The organism is Chitinophaga cymbidii (genome assembly GCF_007992715.1).
Classification (GTDB): Bacteria; Bacteroidota; Bacteroidia; order Chitinophagales; family Chitinophagaceae; genus Chitinophaga; species Chitinophaga cymbidii.
In genome coordinates this window covers 141535-156184 of the sequence record NZ_BKAU01000002.1, presented here as the reverse complement: position 1 = coordinate 156184, position 14650 = coordinate 141535, and the positions used below count along the sequence as shown (strand labels likewise).

Here is a 14650-nt window from a genome sequence, read left to right as displayed (position 1 = left end):
GTCACTAAAAAATTAAAACGATGAAAAAGAAACGTATTGTCTGGAAAGTCTTTGCCATTCTGATGATGGTGGCGCTCTGCGCCCTCCTCCTGGGCTATGGCACCATGCTGCTCTGGAACTGGCTCATACCCGAGCTGTTCGCGGGACCGGTGATCACTTTCTGGCAGGCGCTCGGATTGCTGCTGTTGTGCAAGCTGCTGCTCGGCTTTCCCCATAAACACCATGAAGGCGGATGGGCCGGCAAAAAGAGAAAATGGCGGGAGCACTGGGAAGCCCGGATGGGCCACATGACGCCGGAAGAAAAAGAACGCATGAAAGACCAGCTGTCCCGCTGCATGGGCGGACGCTGGGGAGGATGGAAATCCCCCCGGGAAGAAAATCCCGGCGACAACGAAAATAAAGACGAAGAACAACCCAAAAACTGATCATCTGAAACCTGACTTTATGCTTTACCTAAACCCAAGTGCTATGATCGGCATCTTCAAAACCAATATCGGCACCTATCACGAACGAAATCTCGTTATCAGGGCAATTTGCAATAACTTTGACGTAACCTCCTGCAACGTGGATATCGAGGATTGTGATAAAGTATTACGCATCGTAGACATGAAAGTGGATGAACATCACATCATCAGCTTCGTCAAACAACAGGGGTTCCAGTGCGAAGTACTGGAATGATCACTAACGGCTAACAGAAAAACCTTATGAACAAAGAAACCATTAAAACCATATTGGAGAAAAGCTTTACAGACTTCACCTCATTCACAGATACCCTTTCAGATCACCGCTTCATCGTTTCTCCCGAAGGAAAGTGGTCGGCCGGGCAGCAACTGGACCATCTCATCCGCAGCGCCAAACCGGTGAACACCGCCATGGGCCTGCCTAAAATACTGCTTCGTTTCTTTGGCAAACCCGTATCCCGCTCCCGTTCTTACGAGCAGGTGGCGGAATCTTACAGACAGGTATTGCAGCACGGCGGCGTAGCGGCAAGGCCCTACATCCCTCCGGTAACGGAAGCGGAACAACGCGGCATCCTGCAATTGCAGTTCCATCAGCAGAAAGAAAGATTGTTGCAGCAGATCGAACAGTGGACGGAAGAAGACCTGGACAAATACCAGGTACCGCATCCGCTCCTGGGCAGGATGACCATCCGCGAAGTGCTATATTTCACCGCCTACCATAATCAGCATCACCTGCAAACGCTGGAACAGCGCGAGCAGAGAAACCCTTCGTGGTCTGAACAGCTCGAGCGGGCTTTGTTCTGATTTTCCCATGATTGTCGTAACTTCAGGAAGATAATTAACCCCATTTCATCACCGGACCGCATCAGGCTACCCCAAAAGATTTTCAGCAAGCGCCTGCTGCGCCGCCAATGTTAATTCCATGAAGTACAAACATTCCCTGCTGTTAGGAGGGCTGCTGCTTTGCATGGCAGTCCGAAGTACCGCCCAGAGCGAGTTTGCGAGAGGATGGATCTTCCCCCTCGAGCTAGGCCAGGGTGCTGTGACCGCATTGTCCGCATCGCCGGACCTCTATCTTGCCACACTGGCTTTCTCCCCGCAAATCACCGTTGTACCCGGGCGACTGCGCGCGGGCGTGACCGGCGGCAGCGCTTTCACCAACAAACGCTTCTACGGCATCGGCGGCGGCCGCCTGTCGCTGCTGCTATGGAACGGCCCGAAAGTGCTGGAAAGTACGGTATTCAATGTGCAACTGGTGGGCGAACACCTCTGGGGCACGAAAGACCAGCGGCTGGCCGGCGGGGGGCTTACCGCGGAGATCGGTACCATGGCCACGATATCCGTTAAAACGCACCGCGATTACATGCTGAACAACTGGTGGTTCCAGGGCACCCTCGGCCTGCACCTGTTCAGAAAAAAGATAGCTCCGCCACCCGATCTGTAACCCAAAAACGCATCCATCATGAGCAAAACAGCCCTTGTTATCAGCGGTGGCGGCTCCAAAGGAGCCTTTGCCGTAGGCGTGCTGAAATATATGGCCGCCACTCCCAAAATTAAATTCGATACCCTTTGCGGCACCAGTACCGGTTCTCTCATCATTCCCATGGCGGCGATCGGCGAGATCAACCTGCTGGAAAAACTCTACACCACCCACGTCACCAGCGACATCATCCACACCGGCAACGTCATCAACCGCTTCGCCAGCAAAGACGCCTACTCCCTCTTCGATGCGCAGCCGCTCAGCCTGCTCATCAAGAACACGTATACCGATCAGTTCTACAACTCCCTGCTGCAAAGCAAAAGAGCAGTATATCTCACCACCGTCTGCCTGCAAACCGGCAGGATCGTTTACTTTACGAACAACGACCTGCCTATGACCTCGCCGGACTATGATGTGATACAGGTGCATGACGCGGGCACCTTCCGCCGTGCGATGTTCGCCTCTTCCTGCCAGCCGGTGTTCATGCCACCGTACCAGGTGGTGGAATCGGAAAGATGGCAGTATGTGGACGGGGGCCTGCGGGAATATGCGCCCATCGATCTGGCGATAGACACCGGCGCCACAGAGATCTACGCCATCCTGCTGACGCCGGAAACACCGGACGTGGACGATCATCATTTCAAAAGCCCTTTCGAAATACTGCAGCAGACGCTCGACTGGTTCACCATGGACGTTGCGATCAACGACCTGAAGATGCCAAAGTTCATCAACCGCAGCCTGCAATATCTCAAGGCCGTAAAATCAAAAATGAGATCGGCGGGTATGAAGACAAAGGAGATAGAAGCGTTTTTTGATATTCCTTTTGAAAATCCCTTTGTTGGTAAATCTGATCTGAAGCTGCACATCATCCGCCCGGAGAAGCCCCTTGGCGGCGGGCCCGGCGGGCTTACCTTCAATCCTGCGGAGATGAAGAAGATGGTGGCATATGGGGAGGAAGTGGCGAGGAAGTATTTTGAAAGTTTGTAAATCGGAGCTGGTTTGGAAGAAGTTTTCTTCCAATAAGAAAGCGCCCCGTTCGGGACGCTTTCACTATTATACTTTTACTGACTGACAACCTTATTATTACTCCTGTCCACATCCGCCAGTCGCATGCTCGGATCGATCTCCACACTCTTCACCTCCGACAACGGCACATCCAGTGTAACCGTATACGTTGGATGCGTCCACTTCCATCCGTCATGCACCACCCATTTCACAGACGGCGTTTCGTTCTGCTTGCCGCCGAACATCAGCGTCAGCGGAACATAATGCATCTCCTTGCTGCCGTTGGACAATTCAATCTGCAGATCTACCGGCATCGGGAACTCGCCTGTCCGGCGCAGGAGCACCACCGCTTTACCATCCGCGTTCTGGTAAACGCTGTCCAGTGCGTAATCGATATGCTTGGTAGTGTTCATCATGTATTGCAGGTACCAGTCCAGCTGCAGCCCGCTTTCCTTTTCCATCACGCGGATGAAATCATGTGCATTGGGATGCTTGAAGCGCCAGTCGCGGTAATACCTTAGCAGCCCCGCATCCCGCTGTTTCGCGCCGATCACATAGCCCAGCTGCTCCAGGAACACCGCGCCTTTTGAATACGCGCTGGCGCCATACCCGTAGTTGCTGCTGTAATGATCGGAATGTGTGCTCATGGGCTCTTCATACCCGCTTCTCACCAGGGAGAAATAGGAACGGTACGCGGAGGCCAGGTGCCAGCGGCCCTGCAGGGAATCCACGGTGTTGCCGATCGTATTGTCTTCCGCGAAGGTGGTGAAACCTTCGTCCATCCAGGGATAGAGGCTTTCATTAGTCGCCAGCATGCCCTGGTACCAGCTGTGCATCCATTCATGAATGGCTACGCCGTACAGGCCGTTCATCTTGCCGTTGCCCATGATGAGCGTAGCCATCGGGTATTCCATTCCGCCGTCGCCGCCCTGTATGAACGAATATTGCTTGTAGGGATAAGCGCCGAAATGCTTTCTGATATAGGCGTATGCGTTAGGTATCATTTCCGCCAGCTGCGGCCAGGTCTGGCGGGTAGTATCATTTTCAAGATAAAAGAAATGCGCGGTGAAACCATCTACCTGCTTTTTGATATGCTTGTAGGACGGGTCTGCGGCCCATACGAAATCATGCACATTGGGAGCGAGGAAGCGCCAGGTAAGCGTGCCGCCCTGCGGGGCCACCACTTTTGTGCCGGCGCTTTCGTAGCCGTGCCCGATGGCGTTCGGGTTTTGCAGATAACCGGTGCCGGCCAGCACATATTTTTTATCGATGGTGATGCTAACGTCAAAATCACCCCAAACGCCGTAAAATTCACGGGCGATATAGGGCGTGGGATGCCAGCCTTCCTGGTCATATTCGCAGAGCTTGGGGTACCACTGCGCCATGGAGTAATCGATCCCCTCCTTGTTGTTCCGGCCGCTGCGGCGGATCTGCACGGGCACCTGCGATTCAAATTCCATGTCGAACACCACTCTGCTTTTAGGCAGGATGGGCCTGTCCAGCTCCACGACCAGGATCGTTTCTTCCGTTCTGTACGCCTGCTGGTGGCCGTTCATTTTCAGGGAGTTCACTTTCTGGTAGCCGATCTCATCGGGCTGGAGCTTTGAAATGCGATCTGTTACACGGGCATCCCAGTCATAGCGCGTATTTCCTTTCGCGTCCTTCCCGAGCACCGTTTTCCCCAGCTCCTGGCTGCGCACGTCCATCATGCTGCCGGGCTGAAAGGCATTCCAGTAGAGGTGGTAATATACACGGAACAGGGTATCCGGCGAGTTGTTGGTGTATTCCAGCCGCTGTTTGCCGGTAAACCGGTGCGTCTGCACGTCCATGCGGATATCCATTTTGTACTTCACGCGCTGCTGCCAGCGGTCGGGCTGGGCTGTTGCAACCGTAGTCCCCAACAGGAGCAAAACTGCCGGGAAGAAAGATTTTCTCATAGTTCAGATCGTTGGATAAAGGACGAAAATAGTGAATTTATTTTCTAGTCCTCATCCATCAGGCGGATCATATCGTCCACCCAGCCGGGATCATCGCGCAGATATTTCTGGCGTACGGGGTGTTGCAGGTCGAGCCCCTGCAATCCTTTCCAGGCGCGCTCGAATTTTGATTCGGCTGCTTTCCGGTTCTGCGTCATGTGATCATAGGCTTCGGAACGCGGAACAGCGCCGGATTCCATCAGGCCGGTAAAATATTGTTCCGTCAGTGTTTTAAGCTGACGCAGGTATGCCTGGTAGAATGCTTCCCGCGCCTTTCCCTGCACCGCGTGATCTGTCTGCTCCTTCCACACCAGGTACGCGCGCTGATCGGCCATATAGACCCATTCCACCACATTGATATATTTCCCTTCCGCTTTCAGGGATGCATTCATGGCATCTTCCAATGCGGTGAGCACAATTTCCGTGTGTTCGTTCCGCAGCACCACCACGTCCTCCTCTTCCCGCGAAGCGGTAAAATGGTATTGCGTGATGATATCCTGCCAGATCTCTTTTACATCGTCCGGGAAAGATGCATATCCTGCGTGCATAGTCTATTTTTTATACGTTTTCGTGGCGGGATCATAAGTATAACCGTTCTGTTCCAGTATCTGCACTTCCTTTCCAAAGCCGGTGCGCTTGCGCACGGTGTTGGCGGGAGGATCGGTGTACACCCAGTCGCCGGTTCCCTTGTCCCTTTCAAATATAAATATTTCCTTCTTCGGATCGGTGGCCACATAGAATATGTCATCGCGTTTGATGGCTTCTTCCAGCCAGGGGCGGTTGTATTTCTGGAAGAAAGTACCGGGCTCATAGAACCCTTCGCCAACGTTCAGCACATTGAATCCGCCTTTTTTTGCACCGAAATCCGCTGTTTTCAGGTTGCCGAAATTATCGAACAGCTGCGGCATGTCCGTATAGGTGATCTTTCCATCCTGTGCGACATACGCGCCGAGAATGGTGGTGGTTTTGTCGGGATGCGCCACAATGCTGGCCTTGCTGGAGAAGTTGCCGGTGAGCGGCACGCTCTGGTCTTTCAGGCCATGATAGCGCATCAATTTCTCCACCGCTATCCCCATGTCTTTCATCGGGTCGTTCACGAGCGTTTTGGTATATTTCGTGGGATAAAGCCGTCCTTCATCGAGATAGAACCCGAGTATGCGGCCGGACTGAATTTCACCGATCAGCAGGCGGCCCTGCGTGGTTTCATATTTGATGTAGTACTCGCCGGCATATACCTGGTCGTACATATTGGGACCGGTCTCGTTCCAGAAGTCTTTCGCCGTACTTACATCCGTGCTGCCTTTCAGGATGATCAGGCCGCGTGTGCTATCAATATTGTTCCACTGTACGTCCACCGAATGCGGAACATCGGGTTCGAGTTTTGTAGCGGGCCTTTCGAGGATGGAGCGGTTGACCTGTTTTTCTTTGGTTTCGGGATAGAAGGTAAGCTCCCGTCCATCCGGCGTCTTCACTTTCAGCATGCCGTCCGCATCCGGACCTGTCACATTTTCTTCCCCATAGTACTCCTTGATATCCTTCACGGCTTTATTGCCGGGTTTGTAGCTGATCCGGTCGCCGGCAAATGCGTTCTGCTTAAAGCCGATCTTCTGCTGGAACTCCACGATCTTTATCTTCTCTATCGCAGATTCTACTTTGAGCAGCTCGCTGTCCACATCCCTTTCGTACTGCACGTCTTTGGCCGCTTTTATTTCACGGAGGATGCCCGCATATTTTTCCAGCAATACCCGTTGTTCGCTGAGGAACTTCACTTTGGTGGGCGTATCCGTATCTCCTTTTGCAAGCAGTTCCGCCAGCTTCGTTTGTGAGGAACTGATCTCTCCTCTCAGCACCGTGATCTTTTTGTTGATGATGCCTACCCTGGCGGAAAGGCCAACGGTGTACATGCCTTCCGTGAGCGTTCTGGCGAGTACGCCGCCGGCTTCAATGGCGGCCAGCGTCACCAGTTGCTCGTAGATGAACAGCGGTATCTCCTCTCCTTCCGGCAATCCCTGGCCGGTGACTATGCGGCGGCCAAGGCTGTACCCGATGAATGCGCCGCCGGTTACGGAAATCCTCCAGACGGCCCCCGCATTCTTCATAACGCGGCCGATGCCGGAAAAGATGAACGACAGCGCAAGGTTTTCGAGGAATGCCTTCCCAAGTTCCTTTATGCCGCCTTCCTTGCCCAGGGCGCCGCCCTGCCCGATGCCCGCGGCGCCGAGCGCCTGGCTGAACGCCTCGCCCATGATCGTCATGGAAAGCGCGGATACCGCCACGGAAGTAACCATGAATGCGGCCGTTCCCTCCGTGAAGAACACCGCCGCCACACCCGCGCCGATGCCGCCGGAAAGGATCACGATCGCCGCCGTCACCAATGCCATAGCGGTGATAGCCGCCACTTTTATTACAACGGAAGCATTGGCGCTGTGCGCAGCATAATTGGCATATATCTGCTCGTACAACCCTGAATAGTCCATCGCGTTGCCTGACAGCGCCGTGGGGAACAGGCCGGTGGTCTGGTCCCTGTGCGGGAAGCTGTCCGCTGTGAGCCGGGTGAACCCGAAGTCCTGGTACACCCTTTCACGGATCACTTTTCCGAAATCGCCATCGATCATCAATGCGTTCAGCTGGCCTGCGCTGATCTGCTCTTTCACCGTCGCCAACTCTTTCGTGATCGTTTTAAGGCCCGAGCGGAGCGGTTCCATGCCTACCGTTTTCACCTTTATCCCGAAAGCGATCTGGTAGGCCGTTTCCTTATCCGCCAGCACTTTGCGGTAGTAGTCGCGTTTATCTTCTTCCACGCCCAGCATCGTCAATGCTTCGGCCTGATCTTTCGCGCTCATGTCCGGGAAACGGATGATGAACGCGCGGAATGCATCTTCATCGTCCTCCAGCATTTTAAGGCCCGCATGTGCTTTGGTCACCACGTCCAGCGCCAGCCGGTTGCCCGCGGTCATCAGCTTGTTCAGCATCACATAGGTCAGCGCGTTCTGCAGGTATTTTTTATCCTTGATGACATCGCGGAAGGAAGTATCGTGTAAAACGCCTTTGTCCAGCTGCCCGTCGAGGTATTGCTGCACCTTATCGCCGTTGGGCGAGTTGTAGAGATAATGCAGGAGCGGTGGCGCCCCGGTGTCACCCGGCTTGGAAGGGTCTACGACCGTCACATCGCGATCGAAGTAATCGATGTTCCTGTTGAACCACAGCTTTCCTTCCACATACTTTCCATCGATATGATGATATTCAGCGGTTCCTTTTACATAGAGCGCCACAAAAATGCCGTCCTCCAGCTGCGTGCAGTCTTTCAGCCTTTCCGGGAATTCCACGTCATCATCGATCTTGTCCCACAACGTCATCGCTTCATCATGAGAGATGGGCTTACGCGCATAAAAGCCACTGTTCTTCATCCGGTAGATGATCGCTTCGCCACCGGCTCTTCCCCTGCCTTCGCCCGCGGTGATCGGATCTGGATAATAGAGATTGTTCACCACTTCGTCCATGTCCATTTCCTTGCCATCCAGCACGATCTTCTTGGCCGTCACGGTTTCATCCACCGTCCGCACCCGCACTTTGTTAGCCGCATCGTTAAGACGCAGCTCGTTGACGATGTTGAACATGTCCATCTGCGTCATCTGGTAGGTATGGAATTTCCCGTCCGGAGACTGCACGGTGATACCGTCCCATTTGCCTTGCCGGCGGATATGCTTTTCTGCTTCTTCCAGCGTTTTGGTTTCTTTATCCTTCAGCTTTCTTGAATTGTCCTGCAATGCGATGGCGGCGTAGGGCACATAGGTCAGCAGCAGGTGGATGGCCGCATTATATTGCTGTTTTGGCGGGATGTCGATCCCCACGAGGTCCTGCGAATATTTTCCGATGAGGCTGTTGAGGGAAGTGACCTGCTGATCATGGATGGGATCGGCGCTGTCGGGATCGCCACCGGGAAATGTATGATTGAAAAGTATGGAGATGGATGAATTGGAAACGCCCTGGTTGAGTACTTCTTCCACGATGGCGGTGCCGCTGTCTGCGGTAAATTTGAATGACTTCGGCAGATCGGTATCTGCCGTCATCACGATGTTCGCTTTCACCTGGTTGCGGGTATGGATGCTGATCCGGCGGGTGATACGGAGCACTACGCCTTTCCCTTTGGCTACGGGCGCTGAGGGCATGGTCGTATGCGGCTCCGGTTCCTTTCCGGTAGGTTCTCCCCTTTCTTCATACAATTCAAAAAATTCCGGTTGCTCCTGCGGCGGCTCTCCTTCTATCGGGGGATTGAACTCCGGGCCTTCGAGCCGGAGCCCGCCGCCCTTACCCTCTTCCGGCATATCCAGCTTCAATCCCCGCTGATCGCTGCCGGGCGTATCGGGCGGCAGAAATTCACTCGCCACATCCGCGGGGATATTCAGCAGCTCTATCCGCACATATCCTTTCACCAGCGTTCCGGGATAAAGATGGTCTACCCATACTTTCGTATAGGCGTGTTCCAGTATCATGGCGTTCTTCCATACCTGCAGGTGTTTTTGCTGGTCGGGTTCCTTGGGGGCACGGTGGATGTTATTGCCGTTCTGCTGCACCACGTGCGTCAGCTCATGCGCGAGAAGGTGCCGGCCGGAAGAAGAGCCGGGATCGAATTTACCGGCATTGAAATAAATATCGCTGCCATGTGTGAATGCCTGGGCGTTCAGTCCGTCAGACAACTGCGCGGCCTCTCCGTCCGTATGCAGCCGAACGTCCCCGAAGCTGCGGGAAAAGCGGCTTTCCATAAAATCTTTCGTGGGGCCGGGAAGCGGCGCGCCGCTTCCTTTGCGCCGTACAATGGCCTGCGATGCGGCGTCGTTCACCACGGGATCGCCATCACCGCTCGCCTGCAGGAAAACGGTATTCTCCTCCCCGCTTTCTTCCTCGCGCTGCAGCTTTTCTTCTTCTTCCGCGCAATGTTCGCAAACGCGCTGTACGGGCGGCGCGGCGGGTTTGAAGAACGACGGCTGTGTGACCTTGTCTGCCACCTGGTCCGCTTCCCTTTCCAGTGCATCGCCCGGCGGGCTTACTTTCAGTTTGGGTTGCACAAAGGGTTGGAAAAAACGGGGCGTACCGGCATCCGGACCACTGGAAACATTTCCAGGCTTTGGGGTTGTGTGTGACTGCTTGTTCAAAACATGGGTCTGATCAGGGGATCGTAACGCCCTGTGTGGTGACGGGCAGGTCCAGCATCCAGTTTCCTTTGTCCATTTCGTTCAGAAACGTTTTGGTGCGGTAAACGGTGGGATGGAGGATCTTCTTTGAATGCGTGGCCAGCCAGTGCTGCCTTGTTTTTGTGTAGGCCTTGATCCATGCCTTTTCATCGCCGCCGCGCAGCGGCGTGCGTTCGGGGAAACGCGAGCGCAGGAAAGCGGGAACGGCGCCGGAATGGATGTAGCTGTCGTATATCACCAGCAGGCTGAGCGGCAGCGCGAACTGCTCCGCGTTGAAGAAATGCAGCGCGGGCTGGAAGTACAGGATCTCAAATGTTTCATCCTGCGCCTGCCGCATGAGCGCATCTTCGCGCGCACTTTTTTTCAGCAGCTCTTTGAATGCCTTGTCGTTTACCAGCGGCACCGATCCTACCTTTGGAATGTAGGGCCGGAAGTCTTCCGCAAACATGCCGTTGAGCGCAATATAACGTTCCAGCAAATTGCGAAGGTTGCCCTGTTCGGTCGTCTGGCTGCGGCCGTAGGTGATCTGCCGGCTGCCGTTCCTTCCATCCGGAAAAATAACGAGGGCGTCATATTTGCCTTCCGGCGTGCCTGTTTCAAATACGTTTACAATTCGGATGATCTTCGTTTTGATACCTGGAGTGATCATGGTAGCGGTATTGAGGATGATGAGATTATTTTCCTTCCTTTTCCAGCTCCCGCCGGACGCCTTTGAGAATATCCGCCTGCGACACTGTAAAGTTATTCCTTTCCAGCGCATTCAGGGAGATGTATTGTACGATATTCATGATGTGCGACCCCGTGAGGTCGTATGCCGCCGCGATGGCCTCCAGGTCCGTATCTTCCTGCAGCCGGAGCTTCCGGGGGAAGGACTTCTGCAACAGCAGCAGCCTTTCCGCGGGGCGGGGCGGCGGGAAATAGATGATGGAGCTGAACCGCCTGATAAAAGCGTCGTCCATATTATTCCTGAAATTGGATGCGAGGATCGTGAGGCCGGCATGCATTTCTATGCGCTGCAGGAGGTAAGAAACTTCCTGGTTGGCGTATTTGTCATGCGCATCCCTTACGCCGGTGCGCTTGCCGAATATCGCGTCCGCTTCATCAAAGAAAAGTATCCAGTTCTTGTGCTCCGCTTTATCAAAGAGCGCGGCGAGGTTCTTTTCGGTTTCACCGATGTATTTGGAGATGATCATCGAAAGGTCTACCCGGAATACTTCACGGCCGGTATACTTTCCGAGCAGCGTGGCGGTGAGCGTTTTGCCGGTGCCGGGCGGGCCGTAGAAAAGCACACGGTAGCCGGGTTTCAGCTTTTTTCCCATCCCCCATTCCTTCATCAGCGTATCATGATGCTTGATCCAGCTTTCCAGTTCATGCACCTGCCGCCATACGCTTTCCGGCAGCACGAGGTCGTCCCATTCCATTTGCGTGGTAATGTGCTCCGCGGGGAAATGCATGCCGGGTTTCGGCAGCGCTACTTTGCCGGTGGTGAACACTTCCGCGTATTCGGTGTCCAGCATCAGGCGGCCGCTCAGCGCGGGCTCGCCGGTGCGCACTGCCTCGAGTGAAAGGATGTGATGCCGGAATAAAAAGCTGGCATCGGAGAACAGCGTCAACAACGACAACCTTGCCATGGGATCGGTGCCGGCCAGCAGGAACAGCGCGGTTTCGCCGGTAGGCAAGGTGCCGCGGTGGTGCTGCCCCTTGATGCCGCCGAACTCCGGCAGCTCGCCGCCCTGCGGCAGGAACTGCTGCATGATGTTGTCGTAGAAGCCGGTCAGCACATGCGGCGCCAGCGCCGCCAGCACAACGATCATCTCCTCGCGCGAAGGCAGCGAGTGACGCGCGAACCGCGCAAAGGGCGTTTCATCGTAAGGCTGCGGGGGACTGAGATCATACTCCACCGGCGGGCCGTTCTGCAAATGCATGGCGAGCCGGCCGGTCACGAAGCGCCTGAAATAATCCAGCGCCGTCACCAGGTAATTCTCTGCCTGCCCGTTGCCGTTGATATGGCCTGTTAATTCTTTTTTTATCCGCGTTGTTTCCATTATGCATGATTTAAGCTACTGCCGTTCCCTCCGCTGAAGGAACAGGCAACGGAAAATCTCCCATCGGCGCCACGCGCTGCCGCAATCCCGCGCAGTATTCGGGGCTTACGCCATTACCCTGGCAGGCGGCCAGTGTTCCGTGCGCCACATCGTGGCCCACGGTACCGCTGGAAATATGCCACAGTTCATGCGCGAGGGCATTACAGTTGGTATTGGGATTGTCCCGCTGGTTCGCGGCGATCACGGCGTAGGTACGGCCGGTGTAGGTGGCGTCAAAGCGGTTGTCTACCGTTACGCCGCCGCCGGAATCGGCTACATTGTCCACTACCAGGATGGGAATGCCCCTGCTGCCGTCGAAGGTATTGCCTTCGCCCAGCGCCTGTGCTTCTTCGAGGTAGCTCCAGGTGCCGTCGCCATGATCGTCCAGGAAAGTGAAGTCGCCGCCGCCGCGCAGGAGCGTCCAGTTGAATTCGCATTTCAAGCGCAGGCAGCAGTTATTCAGGATGGTGCGGGCGCCGTTGATCTGGTCCCTGATCCAACGCATGGTGGCCCTGGTGGCGCGCCTCCTGAAGTAAAAGGTGATCCAGAAATCGCGGATACCGCCATCGCAGCTGTCACAGGCGCCGTCGCTGCAGGAGCGTTGCACGGCATGATCGGAAGCGCCTTGCACGGATGCATTATCATTGACGGAGCGCTGCCCAACACGGCCTGAAGCGCCCTGCTGCACCACATGCGTCAGCTCATGCGCCAGCAACTGCCTGCCGGACGCGGAGTGCGGTGCATACTCGTTGGTATTGAAATAAATGTCGCTACCGGTCGTGAACGCCTTGGCATTCAGATCACGGCTTAACTGCACCGCATCAGCATCCGTATGTACGCGCACATTACTGAAATCCGCGCCGATGCGCTGCTCCATAAAATCTCGCGTTTCGCCGGGAAGCGATTGCCCCCGGCCTTTGCGGGACTGTATCGACTGCTCCACGGAAGGATGCACAGCGCCACCGCCATCGCCGCTCTTGCGGTGAACGGACGTAATGCTGTCTGACAAAGGTTTACGGTGCGCATGTTTTTCCTCATCCTCCTTTTCACATGCCGCGCACTTTCGCTGCACCTGTGTATCCGGCATCCGCATCACCCTGTCCGCCATCGCGTCTGCTTCCTGCTCGTGCGCGTCACCGGGACTGTTCACCGTCAGCTTTGGCTGCACAATGGTATGCGTGCCGAAAAAATTTCCGTGGCATGTTTGCGACGGGGTATTTTTCTTTTCTGATAACAGGTTTGCGGTATGCATAAAAAACTGTTTTGAAGGTAAACGCTATCTGTCAAGGTCAAACTGAAGGTTCACACCCAGCAAGTGGGTATACGGACTATTTCCCAGCACATCTATCAGGCCCGTGTAATTCACACCCGCACTGAAGCCGCTCCACCGCACGCCTACCGTGGCGCTTAGCGGAATGTTCAGTGATTCCGGGCGGCGGGGATCTTCCGGATCGTACAGCAGGCCGGTGCCGATATCCACATACAGCGGATGCGCAAGACGGTTCAGGCTGAAATCCAGCGTGGGGCCGAACATGAGATTGCCGCTGCCGGTGTTCAGCATCATTTCAAATCCCGCGCGGGGTGTGACAAGCCCGAGAATGTCCGAACTGCCGATCCTTCTGCTCAGCCGCAGGTCTATCACAAATTCGGGGTCTTCCGACAACGTGATGGCCGGCGTAATGCCTAACTGCGTCACAGGGTTCGCGAGGGCGCGTGATGAAAATCCTTCCGGCCGGTAGATGCATCCTTCCAGCTCATTGCTGATGAGATCAGCAAAATGCTGGTAATGCCGCGGGCGCACATCATCGCCGGAATGCATGATGGAAGTCCGGTCGCTGTGGCCGAAACCGAGCGCTGCCCAGCCTACATATTCATCGGTAATACCGAGCGTATGCCCGAATTCATGCGCGATCCGCTGCTGCGTTTGCGCACCCATGTTCACGGGCACATCATGCGTATCCGCCAGCGTGATGGTGCGGGTGGGCTGATTGGTGAATCCGGTGGTGCTGGATTGTTCCACATTCACGTCAAAGCCATGCCTGTCCCGGCGCGGTTCGTTGTGATTATTGAGATTTACGTTCACGTCCACGCCGGATGCGCTGCAGGGGCAGCCGGAAGATGTTCTCAGCTTGTGTTTCCGCGACCAGACGGTTTCTACCTGGTTTTCCGCCGCGGTCATGTAAGCCGTTTGCTGTGAGGCATTCATGGAAGAAGGGAACTGATAGTACCAGTCCTGGCTATAATTCAACGTACAGGCCGCATCATCGAACTGGTAATTGCCGGCATGGTCCTCCCCGCTGTGAACCGTACGCTGGATCACAGCGGGAGGCGCCTTGCCGAAGAAACCGGCATGTTCATGCGCGGGCGGAAAGAAGCTGCCGTTCTTTTGCCGGGAGCTGCTTTCCGCTGTCGCGCTTTTTCTATGAATGGTCTGTTCCATGGATGTTAGCTT

Annotated in this window: 12 protein-coding genes; 5 read left to right on the top strand and 7 right to left on the bottom strand. The window is 55.1% G+C overall.

Annotated elements, in window-relative coordinates:
* Positions 1–20 precede the first annotated feature (20 nt).
* From CCY01nite_RS11660 to CCY01nite_RS11640, 5 genes are all read left to right on the top strand, one after another.
* A complete protein-coding gene (locus CCY01nite_RS11660) occupies positions 21–425 on the top strand; it encodes a hypothetical protein (RefSeq protein ID WP_186831024.1) in 405 nt (134 codons plus the stop codon).
* Positions 426–468: 43 nt separating this feature from the next.
* A complete protein-coding gene (locus tag CCY01nite_RS11655) occupies positions 469–678 on the top strand; it encodes a hypothetical protein (RefSeq protein WP_146863565.1) in 210 nt (69 codons plus the stop codon).
* A gap of 26 nt (positions 679–704) precedes the next feature.
* Complete coding sequence (locus tag CCY01nite_RS11650; protein WP_146861372.1) at positions 705–1265, top strand: DinB family protein; 561 nt, start codon at positions 705–707, stop codon at positions 1263–1265.
* A 118-nt stretch (positions 1266–1383) separates the two neighbouring features.
* Positions 1384–1905 carry a hypothetical protein gene (locus CCY01nite_RS11645; protein ID WP_146861369.1) on the top strand — a complete coding sequence of 174 codons (522 nt, stop codon included), beginning with the start codon at positions 1384–1386 and terminating at the stop codon, positions 1903–1905.
* An 18-nt stretch (positions 1906–1923) separates the two neighbouring features.
* Positions 1924–2928 (top strand): patatin-like phospholipase family protein, encoded by a 1005-nt coding sequence (locus tag CCY01nite_RS11640; protein ID WP_146861366.1) that lies wholly within the window; start codon positions 1924–1926, stop codon positions 2926–2928.
* Positions 2929–3002: 74 nt separating this feature from the next.
* Here CCY01nite_RS11640 and CCY01nite_RS11635 read toward each other — a convergent pair whose 3' ends face one another.
* The 7 genes from CCY01nite_RS11635 to CCY01nite_RS11605 all read right to left on the bottom strand — a co-directional run bounded on the left by CCY01nite_RS11635 (position 3003) and on the right by CCY01nite_RS11605 (position 14638).
* A complete protein-coding gene (locus tag CCY01nite_RS11635; RefSeq protein ID WP_146861363.1) occupies positions 3003–4883 on the bottom strand; it encodes a M1 family metallopeptidase in 1881 nt (626 codons plus the stop codon).
* A gap of 44 nt (positions 4884–4927) precedes the next feature.
* On the bottom strand, positions 4928–5470 hold the full coding sequence (locus CCY01nite_RS11630; RefSeq protein WP_146861360.1) for a hypothetical protein: 543 nt from the start codon (positions 5468–5470) through the stop codon (positions 4928–4930).
* Positions 5471–5473: 3 nt separating this feature from the next.
* Positions 5474–9988, bottom strand: coding sequence for an eCIS core domain-containing protein (locus tag CCY01nite_RS11625; protein WP_222614370.1), 4515 nt, complete (start codon positions 9986–9988; stop codon positions 5474–5476).
* Positions 9989–10088: 100 nt separating this feature from the next.
* Entirely contained in the window at positions 10089–10763 is a 675-nt protein-coding gene (locus CCY01nite_RS11620) for a chitosanase (protein WP_146861357.1), read from the bottom strand.
* A 25-nt stretch (positions 10764–10788) separates the two neighbouring features.
* A complete protein-coding gene (locus tag CCY01nite_RS11615; protein ID WP_222614369.1) occupies positions 10789–12159 on the bottom strand; it encodes an ATP-binding protein in 1371 nt (456 codons plus the stop codon).
* Positions 12160–12169: 10 nt separating this feature from the next.
* Positions 12170–13450 (bottom strand): eCIS core domain-containing protein, encoded by a 1281-nt coding sequence (locus tag CCY01nite_RS11610; RefSeq protein ID WP_146861354.1) that lies wholly within the window; start codon positions 13448–13450, stop codon positions 12170–12172.
* Between the two features lie 24 nt (positions 13451–13474).
* Complete coding sequence (locus CCY01nite_RS11605) at positions 13475–14638, bottom strand: hypothetical protein (protein WP_146861351.1); 1164 nt, start codon at positions 14636–14638, stop codon at positions 13475–13477.
* Positions 14639–14650: the final 12 nt, after the last annotated feature.

Excerpts from the sequence above, each read along its gene's own strand:
- CCY01nite_RS11645 (WP_146861369.1), top strand. The coding sequence starts at position 1,384 with ATGAAGTACAAACATTCCCTGCTGTTAGGAGGGCTGCTGCTTTGCATG.
- CCY01nite_RS11615 (WP_222614369.1), bottom strand. The coding sequence starts at position 12,159 with ATGGAAACAACGCGGATAAAAAAAGAATTAACAGGCCATATCAACGGC.
- CCY01nite_RS11655 (WP_146863565.1), top strand. The coding sequence starts at position 469 with ATGATCGGCATCTTCAAAACCAATATCGGCACCTATCACGAACGAAAT.
- CCY01nite_RS11620 (WP_146861357.1), bottom strand. The coding sequence starts at position 10,763 with ATGATCACTCCAGGTATCAAAACGAAGATCATCCGAATTGTAAACGTA.
- CCY01nite_RS11630 (WP_146861360.1), bottom strand. The coding sequence starts at position 5,470 with ATGCACGCAGGATATGCATCTTTCCCGGACGATGTAAAAGAGATCTGG.
- CCY01nite_RS11640 (WP_146861366.1), top strand. The coding sequence starts at position 1,924 with ATGAGCAAAACAGCCCTTGTTATCAGCGGTGGCGGCTCCAAAGGAGCC.
- CCY01nite_RS11660 (WP_186831024.1), top strand. The coding sequence starts at position 21 with ATGAAAAAGAAACGTATTGTCTGGAAAGTCTTTGCCATTCTGATGATG.
- CCY01nite_RS11650 (WP_146861372.1), top strand. The coding sequence starts at position 705 with ATGAACAAAGAAACCATTAAAACCATATTGGAGAAAAGCTTTACAGAC.
- CCY01nite_RS11605 (WP_146861351.1), bottom strand. The coding sequence starts at position 14,638 with ATGGAACAGACCATTCATAGAAAAAGCGCGACAGCGGAAAGCAGCTCC.
- CCY01nite_RS11610 (WP_146861354.1), bottom strand. The coding sequence starts at position 13,450 with ATGCATACCGCAAACCTGTTATCAGAAAAGAAAAATACCCCGTCGCAA.
- CCY01nite_RS11635 (WP_146861363.1), bottom strand. The coding sequence starts at position 4,883 with ATGAGAAAATCTTTCTTCCCGGCAGTTTTGCTCCTGTTGGGGACTACG.